This window comes from Levilactobacillus angrenensis (assembly GCF_003946085.1).
Lineage (GTDB): Bacteria > Bacillota > Bacilli > Lactobacillales > Lactobacillaceae > Levilactobacillus > Levilactobacillus angrenensis.
Genome location: NZ_RHOB01000014.1, coordinates 49,371 through 71,754, shown reverse-complemented (window position 1 = coordinate 71,754; position 22,384 = coordinate 49,371). Strand labels below are relative to the sequence as shown.

Here is a 22,384-nt window from a genome sequence, read left to right as displayed (position 1 = left end):
GCTTTCAAATCCTAAACTGGTAAGGTTAGAACCACTTGTATTAGCCAAAAAGGGAGGGGAGTTCAATGTCCAAGCATCATCAGGCCTACCAAAGCCCGTTTGCCAAAATGTTAACTGACCAGCGTTACCCATTTGCTAGCCAGTTGGCCATTCAAGCGGGGCTCGACCCTAGCCAGGTCATGTTTGCCTACCTAAAAATCAGTGCTAGCGTGCCCAATACCTTGGGTGAGACGGCGCGGCAAAAGGAAATCGATCGGCGTTTTCAGGCGTTTTTGACCGACGCCCAGCAATAGTCAGGTAGCCAAAATACAGCTGGTTCGGCAAAGGATGAGGTACCGGTTGTTTCATCGTGTGAACGGACCGGAGCGAACGAACAGCTAAATTGGCAGACCCAGGATCTGGTTCAACTGGTAAAATGGGGTCGGCAGACTGTCAAGCGCTGCCGGCGCAAGTAAAAGACCATTTCAAGGCCAGTTGGTTAAGTGAACCGACTGGTCTTTTTTCTTTTGGACCGTGACAACCCAGATTATTCAAGGCGTGACGGATCTTGGCGACTGAGTGGGACTGGAAAAATAATTGAAGCGGTTTCACGGGTGTGGTTTAATAAAGAGTGTTCCAAGTGAATTCACAAATCAAAGGAGTGTTTTCTTATGACGAGAGTTGCGATTGTTACCGGTGGTGGCCAAGGAATTGGTGCCGGAATCGTTAAGCAATTAGCTAGTGATGGCTTACAAGTAGCCGTGGCTGATCTGAACCAAGAACACGCTGAGGCGGTTGCCGCAGAAGTGGGCAATGGCGCCAAAGGGTACTTTGTCGATGTCTCCAAGAAACAAGCGATGTTTGACCTGGTCAAGAACGTGGTGGCCGACATGGGCCACTTAGATGTCATGGTGAACAACGCCGGGATTGCTAAGATCGACCCCGTCATTGAAACTTCCGAAAAGGACCTGGACCAAATCTTAGACGTCAACGTCAAGGGCGCCTTCTTTGGTATCCAAGCCGCTGCGGAACAATTCAAGGCCCAAGGGACTGGCGGCAAGATTATCAGTGCGTCTTCCATTGCCGGGCACGAAGGCTTCGAAATGTTAGGGGCGTACTCCGCGACTAAATTTGCCGTACGGGGCCTGACCCAAGCCGCTGCCAAGGAATTGGCTAAGGATAAGATCACGGTCAACGCTTACTGCCCAGGCATCGTGCTGACGCCAATGTGGGATGAAATCGACAAGCGCATGGCAAAGATTTACAACGTTCCTGAAGGGGAAACCTTACAAAAGAACATTGATAGCATTGCCTTAGGCCGGGGCGAACAACCCGCTGATGTGGCCAACTTAGTCTCCTTCTTAGCAGATAAGAAGTCCGATTACATTACCGGGCAAGCCATTATTGTTGATGGTGGGATTAATTTCGCTTAAAATAGAATAACTGCATAAAGCTGTCGGTCATCGCTCATTGCGGTGGCCGACTTTTTTACGACTTTTAAAGGAGGCTGAGACCTGTGTGTACCAGTATTTTACAAATCGCTAAGGATGGCAGTCACATCTTAGCGCGGACCATGGATTGGCACGCGCTGTACGTGCAGCCGTTGTTTGTGCCCCGCAACTTTCAATGGCAGGGACTTTATGACAACGCCGTGCACACCAACCGCTACGCCATGATTGGTGGCGGTGGGGCCCACGACCACGAGATCGACGTGTCTGATGGCGTCAACGAGATGGGGCTGAGCGTGCAGAAACTAACGTTTGCCAACGGGTCCCATCTGGTCGACACGCCCACACCGGGGCAGGTCCACCTGGCTCCCTATGAATTTTCTTTCTATTTGTTAGGCCATTACGCCTCGGTTGCGGACATTGAAGCGCATATTGACGAAATTCAATTGATGACTAACCGGTTTGCCGTCAACGATATTGGCAATTCCGAATTGCATTTTGCCGTAGTCGACCGCACTGGCCGGACCGTGGTCATTGAACCCACGCATTTTCCCATGCGCGTCCGCGAGAATCCGCTGGGCGTCGTCACCAACAGTAAGGACTTTGAGCTACAACTGAAACGACTGGGGTAGTACGTCAACTATACCGACGACTTTGAAGCCGGTACGGTGCCGTTGAATGCGCCACGGGTCACGACCGGCCGCTTCTCGGGCAAGCCGGTACCGAGCGGGTCATTTACGCCGGGGGGCCGGTTCGTGCGGGCCGCTTACTATAAGGAACGCGCCGATTTGCCTGCCGATGAGGACGAGGGCATCATCAGCGCGTGGCATCTGCTGGACAGCGTCACGGTGCCGCGGAGTTCTAAGTACCGGCCGACGTACTCGGTCTACCGTGCCGCCACGGTCTGTGAATCCTTGACGTACTATTTCCAACCGTACAACCGCTTGGACACGGTCCAGTTGCGGTTAACGCCGGAAATGTTGCGGTGGACCAAGCCAAAATTTTACAACGTGCCCAACCAATTGAGCGTGACCGCGTTGAATTAGGGTAGGCGGCCAGTACACACTACGAAGCTGTAAACAACTAATTTTCATACCGTGAGTCGTGTGGTGACAGCGGTTCTGGTTAAAGCAAGAACCACAGCAGGTTCGCCGTGATCAAACCCACCAAGACGCCGCGGTGCAGGCGGGGATGCAACATGATGATGGCGAGAAACTCTCTGGCCCAGGCGGTCGGCAAGTAGCCTAACCGCGTCGGGGCCGGGTAACCACCGAAGCGAATGCCTAGCTGGCTGGCGAGGTGTTCGGCGCGAAACAAGTGATAGTTGTTGGTCACGATGACGACCCGGCCGCCTTGATGTGGCAGTTGCCCCCACAGGCGCTGACTGTAAAGTAAGTTACTGAACGTATTGGTGGCTTTTGTTTCCTGAACGATGTGGTCGGCGGGCCAGTCGTGAGCAGTTAAATACGCCGCCATGGCCGCGGCTTCCGTGGTCGTTTCATCCGGTCCCTGACCTCCTGTAACCAGGAGCGTGACGGGACCTTTTTGGCGTCTGGCTAAGGCCAAGGCGGTGTCGAGGCGACTGCCTAAAACGCGACCGATTTGGTTGCCATGTAACAGGCCAGCCCCTAAAATGACGATGGTGTCAGCCTTGCGTGCGCGCCAGAGGTTGGCCCGCAAAAAGCCGACCAGACTCGCCGCAAAGAGGATACCCAGGTAGACACTGAAGACGGGGATGAAGGTCACCCACGGCCACAGCGTGCCGGTGAATTGGCCATGACTGATGCCGTAAAGCCAGCCGCCGCCCAGAATCAACCAGACCCAGATACCAGCGAGAACGCCGTAGGTCAGGTGTTCATTTTTACGGACGACTCGCCGGGGGACGTTGAGAATCAACAGGAGCGTGAAGAGTCCCAGCGCGCCGATGAGACCAATCAGCACCCAACCGATGCGGGCGAAGATTTGCCAGCCGGTATGTTGCGAGAAGCCAGCTAATAGGATAATCAGGCCACCACTGACGCAGGTCACCACGGCAGAATTCAAACCGTGGGGTTGCCAAAAGGTCAGTAAGGCGGCCAAACAAATGAGAAACAGACTGGCACTCAGTAACATCGCAGGGGACTCCTTTCGTAAAGTTTAAGTTTTCCTGAGGCTTGCCACTGGAAGGTGGCCCTCGGAATAAATCTAGGTATAATTGACTTCATTATAACGGAAATGGAGGGATTCGGGTGCCTAAACGACGGCGAAAAACACGAAAAACGACCAACAACCCCGCGACGGCGACCTGGATCTTCGTCGTGGTTCTCTTGGTTTTGGGCGGCGGACTCTTATTGCGCGGCCAAATCAAGACGGTCATGCAGTCGACTCATATCACCCAGACCAGTGCGGGGGCGACACCGGGCCAAGTCACGACGGCAGACCAGCAAAAATTCATCAAAGAAATGGCTGCACCGGCCGTCCGCGTTTACCAGCAAAACGGCCAAGTCCTGCCCAGCATCGTGATTGCCCAGGCCATTTTGGAATCCAGCTGGGGGACCTCGGCGTTGTTTAAGCAGGCCAATAACCCGTTTGGCGTGAAGGGTAGCTATCAAGGCCAAAGCAAGTCGTTTCCAACTAGTGAGTACGTCAACGGCAAGAAGATTCAGATTCACGCCAACTTCCGGGATTACCCCAGCTTGACGGCGGCTATCTTGGATCACGATGCCTTGTTGAAGGCCAGTTACTTCAAGCAAACGGTCACGGATTACCAGACGGCGGCTAAGCTCCTGCAGGAAAACGGCTACGCGACCGATCCCGATTACGCCAAGAAGCTAGACAACGTGATTGCGACTTACAATCTGAACCAGTATGACACTTAGGATAGTCTGATGGCCGCCTACCGTGACGCGGTGCTACTACGTTCGTGTAAACCCGTGCCTGCGGCTGCCAGGGATTCTGCCTGCTATGGGGACCACCTGCAGCCTGAGAAACGGGCTTCCGGCTCGCTTGAAAGCCTGACCAAACCCGTCAGTCTCTCAAGTCGTCCCACGCTGTAGGCTGAGAAAAAACCTCAGCCAACACCGTCGACACAGCTGGCGCCATCCCTGGCCTCCTCCGGCAGATTGGCGGTGGTCATGAAGTTGGGAGTCGGCTTCATCACTGTTGAGGGTCAGCCACTACCGTAGCCGGGAGTGGTGTGTCAGCTGCGTTCAGCCGTGGGAGTTTCCTTAGCGGCGATCATTGCCGGTTAGGAAACTGGCGTCTTTGAGACGTGTACTGCGGCTCAAAGCGAGTGCCGAGACCGTTTCTCAGGCTCGGTGCGTCCGCCCACAGCGTTCCAACGCAGCTGACGCGCCACGGTAGGCGGCCAGGATAACCCAGTTCAACCCAGTTCAAAAGCCAAAAGAGAAAATCCCCGCCACCAACGTTCATGGACTGGATGTTGATGACGGGGATTTGACGTTAACGCTTAGTTTTCATTGTAGTACCGGGCCAAATCGTAGAGCGTCTTGCCCAGCTTGTCGATCGACTTGGTTGGCTTCTGGTTGGCGAAGAGCACAACACCCTTCTTGTTGCCTTCCGAACCGTAATACAACGTTTCATAGCCAGAGCCGCTCAGTGCCCCACGGACGCGTTTGATACCGCCGCTGTAGTGATACAGACCACCGGCATAGCTCAGACTGTAGTTATCGGCCAAGGCGTAGTATTGCTTCTTGGTCAAAATCTTGCCGTTGCGCAGGCCCTTTTGAATCTTGTAGTAATCCTCAGGTGTGGAGTAGTAGTTCCCGGCGCCTAGCAGAGACGACATCAGCTTTTGGGAAACGTTATTGGCCACACTGTTGCCATTGCTGTAAGTGTAGCCACTGGCCACCACGCTATCACTTGGCAGGTTATCCCAAGCGTAAGTGTTTTGCAGGTTCAATGGCTTTACGATGCGGTTTTGGACCAACGTTTCGTACGACTGACCGGCAACCTTGGACGCGATGGCCGCTAGCAAGGTGTAGTTGGCGTTCGTGTAGTTAAAGGCGGACGACCCCGTACTCTTCAATTGATTCAACGTGTAGTTCAACTCGGATTCCTGACTAGTTAGCAGGGTGTTCGGCGTGCTTTCGCTCATGTTGATACCAGAACGGTGATTCAACATTTGCCGCAGCGTGATGTTCCCACTGCCGGCCACACTGGGGTAGTATTTACTTAACTTGTCAGTCAGTGATAATTTTCCACTGGCGGCGAGTTGTTCAATGATGGCCCCGGTCATGACCTTTTGTAACGACGCGATGGGGAAGAGCGTGTTGCTGGTGTTGGCGAGTTGGCTGGTCATGTCAGCGTCACCCACGCTCACGTGACTGGCCCCAGTCGCGTAGTGGTTGAATAACATGGCGCGGCCTTGGAAATGCGCGTTTTTCAGTAGGGCCGCCGCATTTTGCGAGCGACTGTACTTTTGCAGGGCGTTTTGATTGACCCAGCCAATCGTTTTGCCGTACCAAGCGAACTTGACGTAAGTCGTGCCGTTGGACAGCTTGGCGACCTTGGTCACCTTAACGAAGCGGTGCTGCCAGTTCTTTCCGCTAGCGTCACGGGTCTTAGCCGAACGCTGCGTGTAGTAGGGCGCATAGTAATAGATCCCGTCGTTGCGACTACTCTGGCTTACGAACCGGGCATTGTAACTGGTACTTTTCTGCGAGGTGATCCGCAGATAGCTGCGAGCTTGAGCCATTGTGGTGGGCACCAAGGCAGCCAGTCCCAATGCAGTACCAAAAATCAACAAAAATTTCTTCACAATCATCATCCATTTCCCCTTATAGTGTTATCCATACTACCGCGGTTTGGTTGCGAGAGGGTAACAAGACTGTCACTTTTCGGTAACAATTTCAATGATTTATTTTATAACCCAGTTGGGTGAACTAACTAAGCCAACAAAAATATTTCGGTGACACTCACTTAATGGGTCGCAAGTTTACGGGGAGTGTGGTAAACTTACCTCCAATATAAAATTAGTTATGAGGAGCTGAACCCAGCATTGTTACATTTTCTTGGCCAACTCTATGGGCCATTCTTTGATTTACACAATTGGGAAACGGTGATTTCATCCGGCAACGACTGGTTGATTATCTTTTCATTGGTTTTGATTGAGTGTTTACTCTCCGTGGATAATGCGGTCGTTTTGGCGGCGCAGACCCAGTCACTGCCCACCCGTAAGGAACAAGAAAAGTCCTTGTTTTACGGAATTTGGGGCGCGTATTTGTTCCGGTTCATCATCATCGGGCTGGGAACGTATTTGATCAATTTCTGGGAAATCAAGGTCGTGGGGGCCTTGTACCTGGTCTTTCTGGTCTTTCAGTACTTCACCAAGACCCGGGTCAAGCATACCCGCAAGCTGGTCAAGGATAAGAAAAAACGCTGGTTACCGCTGTTCTGGTCGGTCGTCTTGCAGATTGAAATGATGGACATCATCTTCTCTGTAGACTCCGTGCTGGCTTCACTGGCCATTTCTAACAATCCGGTCATCGTCTTGATTGGGGGCCTGATTGGTATCCTAGCCATGCGGGGAGTCGCCGAGGTCATCATGAAATTGATGCGGCGGATTCCGGAGCTGGAACCCATGGCTTACATCTTGATTGGGATTATCGCCGTCAAGCTGTTCGTGTCGATTCCAGCCATTGATATTGAGATTCCCGCAACGTTGTTTGGCTTCGTGGTGCTAGGGGCCATCGTGTTGACGCTAATCATTCACGTGGTGCGGCAACGGCGTCAGGCGCGGGCTACGGCTGAAAGATCTGCCAAGCATCCCTCAAAATCTGAATCGTAATTCTGGCAAAGGTGACCTGACGAGGGTCATCTTTTTTGTTTGGATAGGGCTAACGGTCAAACCTACCAGTTGGCAGTAAGCGTACCGACTGGGTCTAGCAGTGGTCCGTGGTATGATAAAAATAGTGATAAACAAGGAGGAAACTGTTATGCAAATTGGGTTTATCGGTACTGGCGTCATGGGAACGGGCATTGTCTTGAACTTACTGAAGGCGGGGCATGCGGTCGTGGTCTACAACCGGACCAAGGCACACGCCCAAACAGTCTTGGATGCGGGCGCGACCTGGGCAGCGACACCCGCAGAAGTGGCCGCCCAAGCCAAGTTGGTCATGACCATGGTCGGTTATCCGAGTGATGTCGAGGACGTCTATACCGGCGAGCACGGTATTTTCACGGCAGTTCAACCGGACAGTGTCGTGGTCGACATGACGACCAGCACGCCAGCATTGGCTGTCAAATTAACCGGTGTGGCGCACGACCACCACGTTTTGGCGTTGGACGCGCCAGTTTCCGGTGGGGATGTCGGGGCGAAGAACGCCACGCTCACGGTGATGGTCGGCGGCGATCGGGCAGCTTACGACCAGGTCTTGCCTGTCTTTCAACAGATTGGCCAGCGCGTCAACTACTTTGGGGATGCCGGCAAAGGCCAGCACACCAAGATGGCTAACCAAATCATGATTGCCGGCACCATGACCGGGTTGACGGAAATGTTGGTCTATGCCAAGGCGGCCGGCTTGGACCTGCCACAGGTCTTGGCCACGTTAAGTAGTGGGGGCGCAGACAACTGGAGCATGGACAACTATGTGCCGCGCATTTTGAAAGGCGACTACACGCCAGGATTCTTCGCCAAGCATTTCTTGAAGGACTTGCGTATCGCCTTACAAGAGGCCGACCGCATGCAACTGGATTTGCCGGCGACCAAGCAAGCCAAGTTGTTGTATGAGGCCATGGTCGATGACTATGGCTTGGGCAACGACGGGACGCGAGGGTTGATCAAGACTTATGAACAGAAATAGAATTAGTAAGGGCCAGGGCGGTTGTTCTGGTCCTTTGTTATGCCCGGGCTGGCACCATGATATAGTTAACCCTGTAAAGCAAAGAGAAAAATCATGGTAAAAACGTGCGTGAAAGGGGATTGTTCGTTGGGAAACTGATTTTGTGGTGCTTGTTCTTGATTTGGACGGCGCCGGTGATTGTCGGTTGGGAACATTGGCGTGAGAAGCGCTAGGCCGTGTTCAGCACGAGAAAAGGAAGGTGTCTAAATCATGTACAAACATTTAATTGCTTACTCTCTGTATCCAGGAGGAGCCTACGCCTATCATTTTGCGACGGCCGATTTAACTGGTAAGACTGTCGGCGAAGCCATCGCCCGATTAGGCCAACACGAATGAGACGCCGACCACCACTACGGCCTGCACGTCTTCAACACTGAGGCGGCCAGCTTTGCTTCAGTGCAAGCGATGGACCCTTATTTTGAGGGATGTTTAGAAATTACGAACTTAGATGACTTCTTTGATTTTTACCGGCGAGTTCATGCGCCACAGTCGCAGCAGGGGTAGAATCTGGCAGTAAGAAAAATAAAACACGCCGCAAGCCGACAGGATCAACAACTGTCAGTCTGTGGCGTGTTTTCAGTTAAAGGTTTTTTCGTAGCGTTACGACTGGTGCGCCGTCCTCATCGAAGGGGGCGCCAATGGCGTGATAGCCGCACCGTTCGTAAAAGGCTTGCGCCGTGAGTTCACCGTCGATCAGACCAGCGGTAAAGCCGTGGACGCGGGCCCAATCCTCACCGGCCCGTAAGACTTGGCGGCCGATACCCTGGCCACGGTAGGCTCGACTGGTACAGACGCGGCCAAACCGCATTTCCGTGGGCGATTGAGGCTCTAAGCGTAGCGTGCCCACTGGCAAGTCTGGCCGGTCATAGGCGACCACGTACAAGCGGTCCGGGGTATCGCGGTCGTCGAATTCGACGTCACGGGGAATCCCGCGTTCCGTCACGAAGGTGGCTTGGCGCAGGGACAGGGCGGCCGCGCGGTTAAACGGGGCGTTTGAAATAACGACTTCCATGGGGCACCGCCTATTCGATCTCAGCGAAGAAGCTGTAGAGCTGTTCGCTGGTCAGTGCTTGCTTGTCGGCGCCGGCCACATCATAGGTCACCTGGCCGTGATGCAAGACAATCAGCCGGTTGCCGTAGGTCAGGGCGTCTTCCATGTGGTGGGTGATCATCAGGCAGGTCAGTTTATCTTGCGCGACCCGTTCGTTGGTCAAATGCATCAGGTCTTGCCCGGTCCGCGGATCGAGCGCCGCCGTGTGTTCATCCAATAGTAAAATCTCAGGTCGTTTCAGCGTGGCCATCAAGAAACTCAAGGCCTGACGTTGTCCACCGGAGAGGTTACCCGTGGCCGTGGTCAGTCGTTGGTCGAGGCCGTTGTGCATGGTGGCGGTCAGTTCTTTGTAATGGGCCAAATGGTGCTTCAAGCCGCGGGGCATGAGTCCCCGGCGTTGCCCGCGGCGTTCTGCCAGCAGTAAGTTTTCGGCAACGGTCATTCGCGGCGCCGTTCCCAACTTGGGGTCTTGGAAGACGCGGGCTAAGAAGCGCGTACGTTTTTCCACGGATTCATGGGCAATGTCGTGGCCGTTTAACAGAATCTGGCCGCTATCAATGCTGAGGTCGCCGCCAATCGCGTTGAACAGCGTGGATTTTCCGGCCCCATTGGACCCCAACACCGTGATGAAATCGCCGGCGTTGATAGTCAGGTTGAGTTTATTTAGAATCGTGATCTCTTCGGGCGTGTTGCGGTTGACCTTCAACACGACGTCTTTTAATTCGAGTAGTGGCTTAGTCATTAGTATCCAACCCCCGTTTCAAAATGTGCTTGAAGTTCAGAACGTGCTTGAAGACCGGTAGCATCATGCACAGTGCCAGGATGATGGCGGAAATCAAGTTGAGGTCGTTGGCACTGAAGCCGAGCTTGAGGACTAGTAGTAAAACGAACCGGTACAAGATACTCCCCAGCGTGACGGCGACCAGTCGTTGGTTCAAGGTCAAATCGCCAAAGGCCACCTCGCCAATGATGATGGAGGCCAGGGCAATCACGATGATACCGATTCCCATGTTGACGTCGGCATAGCCGTTGTTTTGGGCAACCAGGGCCCCGCCGAAAGCAATCAGGCCGTTAGAGACCATCAGGCCCATAATTTTCATGTTGTCGGTATTGATTCCCAGCGAGCGGGCCATCGTTTGGTTATCCCCAGTGGCGATGAAGCCCTGGCCGAGTTCCGTTTGTAAGAAGTAAATGACGATACTGGTGATGACGACCATGACCACGATGCCCAGCACAACGCTGTCGAAGTATTGTGGCAGGCTGGCGAGAAAGTGGTTTTTGAACAGCGTTGATTTGCCCAGCAAAGACACGTTGGCCCGGCCCATGATGCGCAAGTTGACCGAGTAACAAGCCGTCATGACCAGAATCCCGGCTAATAAAATGGGGATGTGGCCCTTGGTGTAGAGCAAGCCGGTAATCAGACCGGCCAAGGCGCCAATGACAAAGGCTAATAGCGTGGCCAGTAGGGGATTCATCCCCTGACTGATTGCGGCGACGGCGGTAGCGGCCCCCAGCGGAAACGTGCCTTCAACGGTCATGTCGGCAAAATCTAAAATTCTAAAGGTCAGGAATAACCCGACCCCTAATACGGCCCAGAGTAGGCCTTGCCCGATTGCGGATACTGCTAAACTCATTTAAAGACCTCCCCGTGGGTTTTGGCTTCTTTAACAACGTCAGCGGGTAGTGTGATGCCGAGCTTCTTGGCTTGCGTCAAGTTGACGGTCATTTCGCCCCGTTTTTCAAAATGAATCGGTGTCGTGGCAGGATTCTTTCCCTTTAAAATGGCGGCGGTCATTTTCCCAGTCTCCACGCCCAACTTGTACTGATTGATGCTCAACGTGGCGAGACCACCAGCTTTGACCATGGTGTCCACGGCTGGGAAGACCGGCACCTTCTTGGCGTTGGCAGTTGAGACCAGCGTTTGCATGGCGCTGGCTACCGTGTTGTCTGTCGGAACATAGACGGCGTCGACCTGACTGACCATTTGTTCCGCGACCTGGTTCAAGTCGTTGGTGCTGGCAATCGTGTAGGACTTGAGCCGGACGTGTTCACGTTGGCAAAGTGCCTTGAACTGATGATATTGCGCCGTAGCGGAATCGTCGGACGAGGTGTAAATGATGCCCAGCGTCTTCATGTTCGGCATGATCTTTTGAATCAATTTGAGCTGAGACTTCAAGGGAGCCTGGTCGGATACGCCGGTCACGTTATTGCCGGGGTGGGTGTTACTTTTGACCAGGTCAGCGCCCTTGGGGTCGGTGATAGCGCCGAGCACTACGGGGATGTTCGAGCTGGCATTGGCCAACGCCTGGGCGGCAGGGGTCGCGATGCCAATCATGGCATTGGCGCGTTCATTGACGAAGCGCGCGCTCATGGTTTTCAGATTACTTTGATCATTTTGGGCGTTTTGAAAATCAATTTTGACGTTCTTGCCAACGTGATAGCCTTCCGTCGCCAACCCATGGATGATGCCCTTGTGAATGGCGTCGAGGGCCGGGTGAGAAAGTAGTTGTAAAATGCCGACGGTCGGCACGGTTTTTTGTTGGGCAGATTCGGGTCGACTCTCTTGGACGAAGGCAAACCCGAGGAATAAGAGCAGAATCGCAATGAGTCCGTACATGCGTTTCATGATGATAACCTCACTTTACTGATTGGATTAACGGTCGGTGATACAAAAAAGCACCCAGACCGGCTGGGTGCCCAAATAAAAAGGGCCCGCAAAACCGGAATGAACATCCGTGCGGGCCTTTTGCATCAGAAAAGTTAGCCGGCGCAGATGCGAGAATCGCTCTGGGAGCTCAAGTCGCATCAACACTGATGAGACTTGATTTACCGGCTTTGCCAACGTCCATTAAGTTCAATGCTAGACAGTTGCATAACTTTTCCTTCTTTCCGTGATTGAATAAATTTAGTTTACGGCATCCTTTTCGGACCGTCAACCTTAATTTAGCGTTTCGGTCAAATTTGGGGGGATTTCTGGTGGAAATTGGCCGCCTGACCGTTCGTCAATTAGTTGGTAGCGAGGCTTAGTTATCGCGTTAAAAAGTCCAGCGGTTAATTGTGTCACGGTTCGGGTACGATTTTTGCGTTAGCGGCCGTGGATTTTGGTATACTAGACGGTAACTAAACGCGCTTGACCGTGATGCAACTTGGCTGGCATTGACGGTGGGCTTGAGGCCGCACATGCGCCTTGAAAACGAAGAGATACGAGGAGGTTACGCCATGAAAATTGCAGTTTTAACTGATACGTCCGCGGGCATCGACTTTGATGAGGCCCAGCAGCGCCACGTGACGCTGTTAGCGGCGCCCATCATGTTTGGCAATCGGCAGTATCACGAATATCAGGACCTGAGCACGGCCGACTATTACCGGCTGATGCGGTTGTCAAAATCTAAAAAAATGGTGCCGACTGCCCCGCAAATTTCCATGAAAACCGTTCAGGCTGCTTGTGACCGGTTGGCCCAAGACGGCGTGACCGATGTCATCGTCATTGGACCATCGTTGGGAATTTCCGGGTTCGTCAATACACTGGCAGCTTACGCCGAAAACATCACCAGCGTTCACGTGTGGCCGTGGGATTCACGCGGCATCTTAACGACGATGGGTGACCAAGTTCGGTTAGCCGCCGCCTTAGTCGAACGCAGCGCTACGGTGGATCAAATCTTTGAGCGGCTGACTCAGTTGCGAGCTACGGCGCACAGCGGCTTTGTGGTAGAGTCCATCAAGCCATTACTGCGAACTGGCGAAGTCAATCCCAGCCACAGTCCCGGCAGTACGCCGTTGTTGGCGGGGAAACCCATCTTGATCTTTGATCCGTCCGGTAAAATGCGGGTCGCCGGCAGTGCTTTGCGGGTGAAGGGCGCCATGGCCGACTTCTCCGACGCTTTGGCCACGGATCTAGCCGGTGCCGCTCCGGTCCGCGCGACGATTTTAAACGCCGACCAACCGGAAGCCACGCAACGGTCCGTCGCCCGTGCCCAGAAGCGGTTCCCGACGGTCAAATTTGACGTGGCCCTGATCGGACCGAGCTTTGGCGTGCACGTGGGAGATGGCGCAATGGGCCTGGCCTGGTGCCAAGACTACCGCAGCCTCCTCGAACCAGCAGCCAATTTTAGCGACCAATAGACTGGCCGCCTTACCGTTAAATGACGGTAGCCAGATTCTGCGGATGTCAGAAGATTCACATCTGACATCCTCCGGTGAGATGCGCAATCATTTATTTAGAAAGTTATCCAGGTACAGCCGAGTACGTGTATTTAGTGGTGTTTCTGACAACACGGTCAATGCAGAAAGTTTCAATGTAGGTAATCGCACTCGTAGCCGAGAGTGGAGCGAAACTAGGCTCAGCCGGGGAATTTGCCAGTGGGGTTTGCTGGCAAATTGGTGACTTTGAGACGGCGGCTTTCCGGCTCAAAGCAAGCGCCGAGACCGGGTTTGGGCTCGGGGCGTCCTTCCCCAGCGTTCCGGCCTAGCTTTCGCGCAACGGTAGGCGGCCAATATCACGTTATGTGGCAAAATGAGAATTAAATTAAAATTCGGGGTTGACAGTCTTATTTTTTCATGGTTAACTGAAAGATGTAAATTGATAAATGAAAGGGAGCCTGCCATCATGCAACTTCATAACCAAACTCATTTAAATAGCCAATTTGCCTTTAGCTTTTTCTTTAGATAGCGTTTGTATTCACCTCGTTGGATACGAACGCGCCGCACAACTGCGTTTGTATCTATCGAATAGCTAAAGTTTTTCAGCATGAACTTAGCGCCAGATAGATACGGGTAATCTATCTGGAGAAAAATATCGGGCCCGATATACACCAGGTAGATTCTACTCAGAATCTGTCTGGTGTTTTTTGTTTTCCTGGCTTTAGCCAGGGCGGCTTGGACGCAAGCCACTTGCGAAAAATTTGGTGAGATTTACCCACTTAAATTTAATTAGCACCACTCACAGGAGGAAATCACAATGAAAAAATTATTAGCAAGTAGTCTCGCGTTACTCGGTCTCGGGCTGGTCTTGGCCGGCTGTTCCAGCAAGTCTAGCGCCAAGTCCGGTAGTCTCAACGTCGGCATCCTGCAGGTCGTCCAACACGGTTCGCTAGATGAAGCGCGCCAAGGCTTCAAGGCAGGTTTGAAGGCCGAACTCAAGGCCCACGGCAAGTCGACGAAGGTCAAGTATCATTATTTAAATGCCCAGGGTGACCAAGCCAATTTGAACACCATGAGCCAACAATTGGTCCAACAGAAAAATAATTTGCTGGTCGGCATTGCCACACCAGCGGCTCAGGCATTAGCAAAGAAGACCACGAGCACGCCAACCCTGGTTACGGCGGTCACGGATCTCAAGGCGGCTGGCCTGGTCAAAGCCAATGCTAAGCCACAGACCAATGTCAGTGGGACCAGTGATTTAACGCCGGTGGGCCTACAGCTGAAACTACTGAAGAGCCTAACGACCGGCAATAAGCCATTGGGCATCATGTACAACTCATCCGAAGAAAATTCCGTACTCCAGGTGAAGTTGGCCAAGGCCTACGCCAAGCAACACCATTTGAACTTGAAAATCGTGAGCGCCACCAGCACCAACGACGTCGCCAGCGTCCTCGCCGGCCTGACGGGCAAAGTTTCTGGCCTGTATTTGCCAACTGATAACCTGATGGCCAGTGCCATGAAGACCATCGGTGCCAAAGCCAAAGCGGCCAAGTTACCAGTTGTCACCGGGTCGATCGAAATGGCTGAGGACGGCGGTACCGCCACTTACGGCATCAACTACTACGACCTGGGGAAGCAGACCGGGAAGATGGCTTACAACGTGTTAGAGAATCACCAAAAGCCGCAAACTATGGCGGTCCAAACGTCTAAGCAACTACACTTGTACATCAACCGGGCCAACACCAAGGCTATCGGCTTGAAAGCTAGTCAAATCCAAGAACCTTAAGAAGGGAGTCACCAATTATGTTAATCACTAGTATTGGGCAGGGATTATTGTGGGCGCCACTGGTTATTGGGGTATTCCTGACATTTCGTATCTTAGATATTCCCGACTTGACCACCGAGGGGAGTTTTCCGTTGGGGGCCGCCGTGACCGTCAGCGCCATGTTAAGTGGCCAATCGGCCGTGGTTGCCAGTCTACTGGGCTTTCTCGCCGGCTGTGTGGCGGGCTGGGTCACAGGGATGCTCGACACCAAGCTACACATGCCCTCGCTGTTAGCGGGGATTCTGACCATGACCGGCCTGTACTCCATCAACATGCACGTGATGGGCAAGTCCAACGTGCCGCTCCTAACGCAAAGGGTTTTGACCAACTACCTCCCTGTCGCCTGGTCCAGTGATGTGCAGACCATCGTGGTGGGGCTGGTCGTGACCGGCGTCGTGATGGCGCTACTGATCTGGCTGTTCAAGACCCGGCTGGGCTTGTCGTTGATGGCCACCGGGGATAACCCGGCCATGAGCGCGGCCAACGGCATTTACACAGACCGGATGGTGATTCTGGGCTACATGGTTTCCAACGGCTGTATCGCCTTGTCTGGGGCCCTGATTGCCCAAAGCAACGGCTATGCCGACATTGGGATGGGCATTGGCACCATCGTGATTGGGTTGGCCTCCGTCTTGGTCGGTGAGATTTTCTTGCACGGCCGGCAGATGTGGGTTCGCCTCAGCGGCATGGTCGTGGGCGCCATAATTTACCGTTTCTTACTGACTGTCGCCATGGGTTTAGGCTTCCCGGTCGACGATTTGAAAATCTTATCCGCCATCATCCTGGTCGTAGTCATTTGCCTGCCGATTCTGCGAACCAAGGCCAAGACACGTCAACAGTTAAAACGTTACCTCAAACAGATTGGAGCCGATGAACATGAGTCAACAACCAGCAGTCTTAAGCGTCAAGCATCTCCAGAAGGTCTTCTTTCCCGGGACAGTAAATGAGCGTCACGTCTTGAAGGATGTCAGCCTGACGATTGCGCCGGGCGATTTCGTCGCCGTCATCGGCAATAACGGGGCCGGCAAGTCAACGCTGCTCAACACGATTGCGGGCACGCTCCCGACTGATGCGGGGGAGTTGTGCTTGGCGGGCCACAACGTCACCAAGAAGTCCGTGGCGTACCGGGCCAAATGGCTGTCGCGCGTCTTTCAAGATCCCAAGCTGGGCACGGCGGGGGAACTGAGTGTGGCCCAAAACCTCACCCTGGCGCAGCAGCACACCGGCAGTATGAGCCTGCACCGTTATCGCCGAGCGAGTCAGACGGCGGCGTATCGAGACTTGCTGCGACCTTTGAACATGGGCTTGGAAGACCGCTTAACGACCCAGGTCAAATACTTATCAGGCGGGCAGCGACAAGCATTATCCCTGTTGATGGCCACGCTGAGTCAACCGGACCTGTTGTTGCTGGATGAACACACGGCAGCGCTGGACCCCCAGACCAGTCGCCAAGTCATGGCTCTGACCCAAACCATCGTCGAGACGAACCAATTGACCACGATGATGATTACCCACAAAATGAGTGATGCGCTGACCTATGGCAATCGCCTGGTCATGGTCCAAGACGGCCAGATCAAGCTCGACGTCCGCGGGGCGGCAAAGGCCAATTTGAAACAGGCGGAGCTGATGGCGTTGTTTGCAGAGTGAAGTATAAAATAAAGGCCACTCCTAAATATTTTTGGAGTGGTCTTTTTGATGGGTGGCTACGAAAATTCAGACGTCTGGCATGACATGTTCCAGGCGGCTTGTTATGATGCGATTAAACGCTCACAAACGAATGGAGGCAAACCAGATGGCCTTAAAATCTATTGATGACTATGCAAAAAAATTACGGCAGCGTAACCCTAATTTCAACCGGGAAATGGCGGCAACTAGACTGAACCTGACGATGGCCATAGCAGTTAGACAACTACGCGAAGAGATGGGACTGACCCAAACAGCCTTCGCTCAATTGGTGGGCAAATCGACAGCTAGTATCGCTAACATTGAAATGGGAATCACGCCAGTTAGTCTGGCAACTGTGAGTGAGATTGCGTTTAAGACTAATCGAGAAGTGACGATTGCCTTTGATGCAAAGAAGTAATACCATATGCTGAGCAAGTAATAGTCGTTTATATTTTGGCTACTTGGTCGCACTATCATTGTTAGTTTAAAAATAGCCGGTACGCAAACTCCTAAGAGAGACGTGTACCGGCTATGTTTTAATTTTAAATGTAAGCCAGCAACGACAACGCATTGTTCAAAAAATGCAGCGTCACGTTGTAGCGCAAGTCGCGGAACTTCAGGTAGGTGAAGCCCAAAATCCAGCCCAGCGCCGCGTACATGAACAGCGTGGGCGTGAAGCTTCCCACGTGCATCATGCCAAAGATCATCCCCGACATGAAGACCCCCAGCAAGTTCATCACCCGCGAGTCTTGCCGGAAGAAGTAATTCAAGAAGATGCCACGGAAAATCATTTCTTCCACGAACGGTGCCAGCAGAATCGCGTAGGACAGGTTCCAAAATGGCAGCTGGAGAATCTGGGCGTTGAGTTCGGTTTGGTTGGCAGGACTGGGCAGAATGTGAGCGCTGATCAGCAGGTTCCACCCCATTTGAATCGCCAGCATCAGGATAAACAGTCCCGCCAGTTGCCAACTGCGTTTGGTGGTGAAGCGGGTCTTGCCGATGTGGCGGGGGTTATTTTTCTTGATCTGCTGCCAATAGCGCCAGGTCAAGAAGGCAAGCAGAAATGCCGAGTAGATCAGGACGACCCCAATCAGACGCGTGGCCACTTGGGGATGGTGGGCCTGACTGGTCGCCATGGATAGCAGCAGGGTGTCGACCAGGTAGATGGCCAGAAAGCCGATCCACTTGAGACACCGCACCAGCCAGTCGCCCCCGGCCGCCAACAGTTGGGTCAATTTAGTCATGAACGGGTCCGCCTCCTACTTGTCGTATTTGCCGATTTCAATCAGGTTTTCGTCAGGGTCGCGGACGTAGACTGACGTCATTGGGCCGAGCGCGCCTTGCTTGGTCACGGGGCCATCCACGATTTCGACCGCGTAGTTGGTCAGGTGAGAAAGGATGTTGGCCAGCGGATCAGTCGCAATGATGGCGAAGTCGGCGCCACCAATCGTGGGGTGCTTGGCTACGGGTAAATGGAGCTGGTCACTTTGTTGGAAATTAATTTTTTGTTTGCCCAGCTTCACACCGCGGCGGCCGTCGTCAAATTCGATGATAGGCAGGTCAAAGACCTCGTGGTACCAGCGCACGGAATGCTCCACATCACTAACAGTTAAGGTGAGGTGGTCGATGTTACGAATATTCATTAAGTGTCAGTCCTTTAGTCATAAATTTTAACCATTATAGCATAGTTTAGGGCCAGTTCCCTAGGCCAGGAAGTTGACGAACCCCCGGTTTTCGTGGTAAGTTACTACCTAATATAGGTTTAGCTAAAGCCTTGACGATGTCGGGGCTTTTTTCGGCTTGAGAGAAGAAGGGAAGGGACAAACAGTGCCACTATTAGAAGTTGACGACCTCAGCATGAGCTTCGCAGATAAGAAGCTCTACGAAGGCGCCAGTTTTACCCTAGAAAAAGGCGAACACATGGGTGTCGTCGGGCAAAACGGGGTTGGGAAGTCAACCTTAATTAAAATTATTACCGGCCAGGAGCTCCCGTTAACGGGGTCCGTGAAATGGCAAAAGAAAACGCATATCGGGTATTTGGACCAGTATGCCGATATTCCAGACGGCATGACGTTGATCGATTTTCTGCATACGGCTTACGCTGACTTGTACGAAATGAATGACCGGATGACGGCGATGTATACCGAATACGCGGAAACAATGGAAGACAAGCTGCTCGAACGGGCTGGCCGGATCCAAGAAGAGCTGGACGCGCGTAACTTTTACGACGTGGAAACGGAAATCGAACGGGTCATCTCCGGGTTAGGCTTAGACGATATTGGCCGCGACCACGAAGTTGCCAAGATGTCCGGGGGGCAACGGTCCAAGATTATCTTGGCCAAGCTGTTGCTGGAAAATCCCGATGTCATTTTACTAGACGAACCGACCAACTACTTGGACGTTGCCCACATTGCGTGGTTGGAAGACTACCTGAACAACTTTGACGGGGCTGCCTTGATCATTTCCCATGATTACGACTTCTTGCAAAACGTGACGAATTGTATCATCAACGTGGCGTTTGGCCAAATCACCAAGTACCGGGGTAGCTTCAAGCAAGCCATGCGCCAACGGGGTGAACGGGAAAAGGCCCAACAACGGGAATTTGACAAGCAACAGGTCGTGATTGAAAAGGCTGAACGCTTTATCCGCAAGAACAAGGCCGGGTCCAAGTCGACCATGGCCAAGTCACGAGAAAAGATGCTCAATCGGATGGACCGGGTCGATCCGCCTTCGACCAACGTGCAAGCCCACTTTGATTTCCCTTATCAGGAAACGGGGTCGCAAAATGCCTTGGTGGTCGATGAACTGTCCGTCGGGTATGACCGGCCGTTACTGAAGCCGGTGACGTTCTCCGTGACGACCGACCAAAAAGTTGGGCTGACCGGGTTCAACGGGGTCGGGAAATCAACGCTGATCAAGTCGATCTTAGGACTCCTCAAGGCCAAGGGTGGGGAAGCCCATTTCTCCCCGTCCGCGCGGATCAGTTACTTCAGTCAGGACTTGGTTTGGGACAATAACCAACAAACGCCGCTCCAAATCATTCAAGCCAAGTACGAGAAGTTGCCGCAAAAGGCGATTCGCACGAAGCTGTCGAAGTGTGGGTTAGATTCCGCCAACGCCATGAAGCCCATCGGTGAGCTCTCTGGTGGGGAACAGACCAAGGTCAAGCTAGCGCTGATGGAATTTGAACCGGCCAACTTCTTGATCATGGACGAACCGACCAACCATTTGGATGACGAAACCAAGCAGGCTTTGAAGCAAGCTATCTTGAATTTCCCGGGCAATGCGATTATCGTTAGTCATGAGGCCAGTTTCTACACCGGTTTGGTCGATAAGATTTTGAACGTTGAGAAGCTGAGCTTAAGGAATTCTGCAAACTAGATTGCATGGAGATTACGTTTTGGTAAAAGGCGTTTCCTTTTTCAGAAAAATCCGTTACAGTAGTCATAGTTAGGAAAATTTCAAAAAGGATGGCAGAGTATGAGACGTTTAAGACAGTTACTCGTGGTCATCGCGTTGGTCATTGTTGCGGCGGTTGGGGTCAACCGCTTGATTCAAGGCCACACAACACCGCAAACGAGTCAACCCACCAGTCAGACGACGAAGAAAGCCAATCTGGCCAAGGCCGATACAATTAATTGGCGTAAATCGTCGGAAGACAAGCCTTATCCGAACCTCAAGCAGCACCCGAATGCCTGGTTAGATGTCAATACCAACCGGCAACGGGTCTACATCCGTGATGGCAATAACAAGGTGCTCTACACCATGTACTGCTCCACGGGGACGGGCAAGGAAAATAAAACGCCGCACGGGACGTACGCAATCCAGGGGGAACGGGGAAAATTCTTCTACAATCAAAGTTCTGGTGAAGGGGCCAAATATTGGGTCTCTTGGAAGGACCATGGGATTTACTTGTTCCACAGTGTGCCGACCGACCAAAATGGCAATTACATCAAGAGTGAAGCTGAGGAATTAGGTAAGACCGCTGCTTCTCACGGGTGTATTCGTTTGTCGGTGGCCGACGCCAAATGGGTTTATAACCACGTGCCTTACGGAATGAAAGTTGTCGTTCACTAGTTTTGAAGCATATCAGTTAAGAGAGTTGAGACGCGTCTGTCTCAGCTCTTTTTTTCGTCACAAAAAGAGCCTGAGATAAAACATCCCAGACTCTAGTGTGTCTATTTGAATAATGGAACCGGCTAACTGCCTGTTATCCCACCCGCTTAAGCGTTAAAATTATCGTTTTCCACGTCGCGGATGAAGGTTGCCAAGTGATCGTAGTAAACCGGAGCGTTGTCGATCATGTGGTGGTGGCCACCTTCTGGCGTTGTGACGAAGCGGGAGTGTGGAATCAACTCAGCCATCTTCTTGCCAGTTGCTAGTGGCATGGTTTCGTGTTCCCCAAAGGTCAACAGGGTTGGGACCTTGATGTCCTTCAAGTGATCACGGAAGTTCCATTCGGCTAACTTACCCTTGATGACAAATTCGTTGTCACCTTGGAAGGCACCGTAAACGTCGGTCGCCATGGTGCTGATCAAATGAGAAATGGCAGCGGGCTTCTTCCGGTCCACGTAGCCATCGTTTAAGATGTCCACGTAACTTTGGTACTTCGGATCGTCGTAGTTGCCGTTGGCTTCGATTTGTTTCATGTAAGCCACTTGGTCAGCGGTCAAAGCCGTTTCCCGGATGTGGTTGATGCTTTCAACGTATTCGTCGATGTTATCAACCATGGAGGAAATGATTGCGCCCTTCAAATGTTCGCCGAACTTAGCTGCGTACATTTGAACCAATGCGCCACCCCAAGATTGGCCAATCAAGTAGAACTTGTCGATGCCCAGCTTTTGCCGAACTTCTTCGACTTCGTTCAAGAAGTAGTCGTAAGTTAAATACTTCTTAGCGATTTCAGGGTCGCTATAGTCGGGTTGATCGGAGTACCAAGAACCCAGTTGGTCGTACATGTGGACTTGAACGTTCAGGCCTTGTGCGGCGAGTTGCTTGGCCGTGTCTTCCCAGTATTCATGGTTGCCACCAGGGCCACCGTGTAAGGCGAGCAGGTGGATGTCACCAGTGCCTTGGGTGTTGGTCCAAAGGTGGTAACCGTTGTCTAAGGTGATGATCGTGGTACCTTGCTTCATGTCAAATTCCCCCGTTTCTAATGAGTTACTAATAGTTTATCACTGTTAGCTATATTTCTAAACACTTAACCGTTGACTAGTGCTAACCATATCGCCCCTGGCCTTCTCCGGCTAAGTTCGGTTGTTACCATCAACGGCTATGTTGGATAGATGAGAGTTGAATGCTTAATTAATGCGTTGACGCTTTGAGCGGGAATGTTCTGCCCACTAGTCAGCCAGGAGTCAGTTGACTAGTTAACTGCTACCGAGGTTTAAGTCGATTGTTGTTGGTAAACACTTTTGTAGCCGAGAGTCCGCCA

At 52.5% G+C, this 22,384-nt stretch carries 22 protein-coding genes and 1 pseudogene; 14 read left to right on the top strand and 9 right to left on the bottom strand.

The window, feature by feature from the left end; all coding sequences use genetic code 11:
- The first annotated feature begins 65 nt into the window (after nucleotides 1-65).
- The 3 genes and pseudogenes from EKM83_RS09380 (at nucleotide 66) to EKM83_RS09370 (ending at nucleotide 2,473) form a co-directional block, all read left to right on the top strand.
- The gene (locus tag EKM83_RS09380; protein WP_125576776.1) at nucleotides 66-293 is read left to right on the top strand and encodes a hypothetical protein; all 228 of its coding nucleotides are present in this window, start codon (nucleotides 66-68) and stop codon (nucleotides 291-293) included.
- Between the two features lie 357 nt (nucleotides 294-650).
- Entirely contained in the window at nucleotides 651-1,412 is a 762-nt protein-coding gene (locus EKM83_RS09375; RefSeq protein ID WP_125576773.1) for an acetoin reductase, read from the top strand.
- Between the two features lie 83 nt (nucleotides 1,413-1,495).
- Nucleotides 1,496-2,473 (top strand): annotated as a pseudogene (locus EKM83_RS09370) (linear amide C-N hydrolase).
- 79 nt (nucleotides 2,474-2,552) lie between these two features.
- On the opposite strand, the gene EKM83_RS09365 reads toward EKM83_RS09370, so the two are convergent.
- Nucleotides 2,553-3,539, bottom strand: coding sequence for a YdcF family protein (locus tag EKM83_RS09365; protein WP_125576771.1), 987 nt, complete (start codon nucleotides 3,537-3,539; stop codon nucleotides 2,553-2,555).
- A gap of 116 nt (nucleotides 3,540-3,655) precedes the next feature.
- On the opposite strand from EKM83_RS09365, the gene EKM83_RS09360 reads away from it, so the two are divergent.
- Nucleotides 3,656-4,285: a glycoside hydrolase family 73 protein gene (locus EKM83_RS09360; protein WP_125576769.1), complete on the top strand. Its 630-nt coding sequence runs from the start codon at nucleotides 3,656-3,658 to the stop codon at nucleotides 4,283-4,285.
- A gap of 590 nt (nucleotides 4,286-4,875) precedes the next feature.
- Here the strand turns inward: EKM83_RS09360 and EKM83_RS09355 are convergent.
- Nucleotides 4,876-6,192, bottom strand: coding sequence for a serine hydrolase (locus EKM83_RS09355; RefSeq protein ID WP_191987414.1), 1,317 nt, complete (start codon nucleotides 6,190-6,192; stop codon nucleotides 4,876-4,878).
- Between the two features lie 234 nt (nucleotides 6,193-6,426).
- Between EKM83_RS09355 and EKM83_RS09350 the strand changes: the two genes are divergently transcribed.
- The 3 genes from EKM83_RS09350 (at nucleotide 6,427) to EKM83_RS13535 (ending at nucleotide 8,605) form a co-directional block, all read left to right on the top strand.
- Nucleotides 6,427-7,215 carry a TerC family protein gene (locus EKM83_RS09350; protein ID WP_125576767.1) on the top strand — a complete coding sequence of 263 codons (789 nt, stop codon included), beginning with the start codon at nucleotides 6,427-6,429 and terminating at the stop codon, nucleotides 7,213-7,215.
- A gap of 148 nt (nucleotides 7,216-7,363) precedes the next feature.
- Complete coding sequence (locus tag EKM83_RS09345; RefSeq protein ID WP_125576765.1) at nucleotides 7,364-8,230, top strand: NAD(P)-dependent oxidoreductase; 867 nt, start codon at nucleotides 7,364-7,366, stop codon at nucleotides 8,228-8,230.
- Between the two features lie 249 nt (nucleotides 8,231-8,479).
- Entirely contained in the window at nucleotides 8,480-8,605 is a 126-nt protein-coding gene (locus EKM83_RS13535; protein ID WP_263853783.1) for a hypothetical protein, read from the top strand.
- A 244-nt stretch (nucleotides 8,606-8,849) separates the two neighbouring features.
- Here the strand turns inward: EKM83_RS13535 and EKM83_RS09340 are convergent, their stop codons facing one another.
- Genes EKM83_RS09340 through trpX form a run of 4 tightly spaced genes read right to left on the bottom strand, consistent with a single transcriptional unit; the run spans nucleotide 8,850 to nucleotide 11,946 of the window.
- Entirely contained in the window at nucleotides 8,850-9,281 is a 432-nt protein-coding gene (locus EKM83_RS09340; RefSeq protein WP_125576763.1) for a GNAT family N-acetyltransferase, read from the bottom strand.
- A 10-nt stretch (nucleotides 9,282-9,291) separates the two neighbouring features.
- A complete protein-coding gene (locus tag EKM83_RS09335; RefSeq protein ID WP_125576761.1) occupies nucleotides 9,292-10,062 on the bottom strand; it encodes an ABC transporter ATP-binding protein in 771 nt (256 codons plus the stop codon).
- Nucleotides 10,055-10,954: an ABC transporter permease gene (locus tag EKM83_RS09330; protein WP_125576759.1), complete on the bottom strand. Its 900-nt coding sequence runs from the start codon at nucleotides 10,952-10,954 to the stop codon at nucleotides 10,055-10,057. The genes EKM83_RS09335 and EKM83_RS09330 overlap by 8 nt, the downstream gene beginning before the upstream one ends.
- Nucleotides 10,951-11,946, bottom strand: coding sequence for a tryptophan ABC transporter substrate-binding protein (gene trpX, locus EKM83_RS09325; protein ID WP_125576757.1), 996 nt, complete (start codon nucleotides 11,944-11,946; stop codon nucleotides 10,951-10,953). Before trpX ends, EKM83_RS09330 begins: the two co-directional genes overlap by 4 nt.
- Nucleotides 11,947-12,539: 593 nt before the next feature.
- Between trpX and EKM83_RS09320 the strand changes: the two genes are divergently transcribed.
- The 5 genes from EKM83_RS09320 (at nucleotide 12,540) to EKM83_RS09300 (ending at nucleotide 17,368) form a co-directional block, all read left to right on the top strand.
- Nucleotides 12,540-13,442 (top strand): DegV family protein, encoded by a 903-nt coding sequence (locus EKM83_RS09320; protein ID WP_125576755.1) that lies wholly within the window; start codon nucleotides 12,540-12,542, stop codon nucleotides 13,440-13,442.
- Nucleotides 13,443-14,277: 835 nt separating this feature from the next.
- Complete coding sequence (locus EKM83_RS09315) at nucleotides 14,278-15,246, top strand: ABC transporter substrate-binding protein (RefSeq protein WP_125576753.1); 969 nt, start codon at nucleotides 14,278-14,280, stop codon at nucleotides 15,244-15,246.
- 17 nt (nucleotides 15,247-15,263) lie between these two features.
- Complete coding sequence (locus EKM83_RS09310) at nucleotides 15,264-16,232, top strand: ABC transporter permease (RefSeq protein ID WP_125576750.1); 969 nt, start codon at nucleotides 15,264-15,266, stop codon at nucleotides 16,230-16,232.
- Complete coding sequence (locus EKM83_RS09305) at nucleotides 16,162-16,932, top strand: ABC transporter ATP-binding protein (protein ID WP_125576748.1); 771 nt, start codon at nucleotides 16,162-16,164, stop codon at nucleotides 16,930-16,932. The genes EKM83_RS09310 and EKM83_RS09305 overlap by 71 nt, the downstream gene beginning before the upstream one ends.
- Before the next feature lie 145 nt (nucleotides 16,933-17,077).
- A complete protein-coding gene (locus tag EKM83_RS09300) occupies nucleotides 17,078-17,368 on the top strand; it encodes a helix-turn-helix transcriptional regulator (protein ID WP_164505640.1) in 291 nt (96 codons plus the stop codon).
- A gap of 124 nt (nucleotides 17,369-17,492) precedes the next feature.
- On the opposite strand, the gene EKM83_RS09295 is transcribed toward EKM83_RS09300, so the two are convergent.
- Nucleotides 17,493-18,194, bottom strand: a complete 702-nt coding sequence (locus EKM83_RS09295) for a CPBP family intramembrane glutamic endopeptidase (protein WP_125576743.1) — start codon at nucleotides 18,192-18,194, stop codon at nucleotides 17,493-17,495.
- Between the two features lie 15 nt (nucleotides 18,195-18,209).
- A complete protein-coding gene (locus EKM83_RS09290) occupies nucleotides 18,210-18,593 on the bottom strand; it encodes a VOC family protein (RefSeq protein ID WP_125576741.1) in 384 nt (127 codons plus the stop codon).
- A 184-nt stretch (nucleotides 18,594-18,777) separates the two neighbouring features.
- Here EKM83_RS09290 and EKM83_RS09285 point away from each other — a divergent pair, with 184 nt between their 5' ends.
- Nucleotides 18,778-20,331, top strand: coding sequence for an ABC-F family ATP-binding cassette domain-containing protein (locus tag EKM83_RS09285; protein ID WP_125576739.1), 1,554 nt, complete (start codon nucleotides 18,778-18,780; stop codon nucleotides 20,329-20,331).
- Between the two features lie 99 nt (nucleotides 20,332-20,430).
- A complete protein-coding gene (locus tag EKM83_RS09280; protein ID WP_125576737.1) occupies nucleotides 20,431-21,027 on the top strand; it encodes a L,D-transpeptidase in 597 nt (198 codons plus the stop codon).
- Between the two features lie 146 nt (nucleotides 21,028-21,173).
- Here the strand turns inward: EKM83_RS09280 and EKM83_RS09275 are convergent, their stop codons facing one another.
- A complete protein-coding gene (locus EKM83_RS09275; protein ID WP_125576735.1) occupies nucleotides 21,174-22,085 on the bottom strand; it encodes a proline-specific peptidase family protein in 912 nt (303 codons plus the stop codon).
- Nucleotides 22,086-22,384 lie beyond the last annotated feature (299 nt).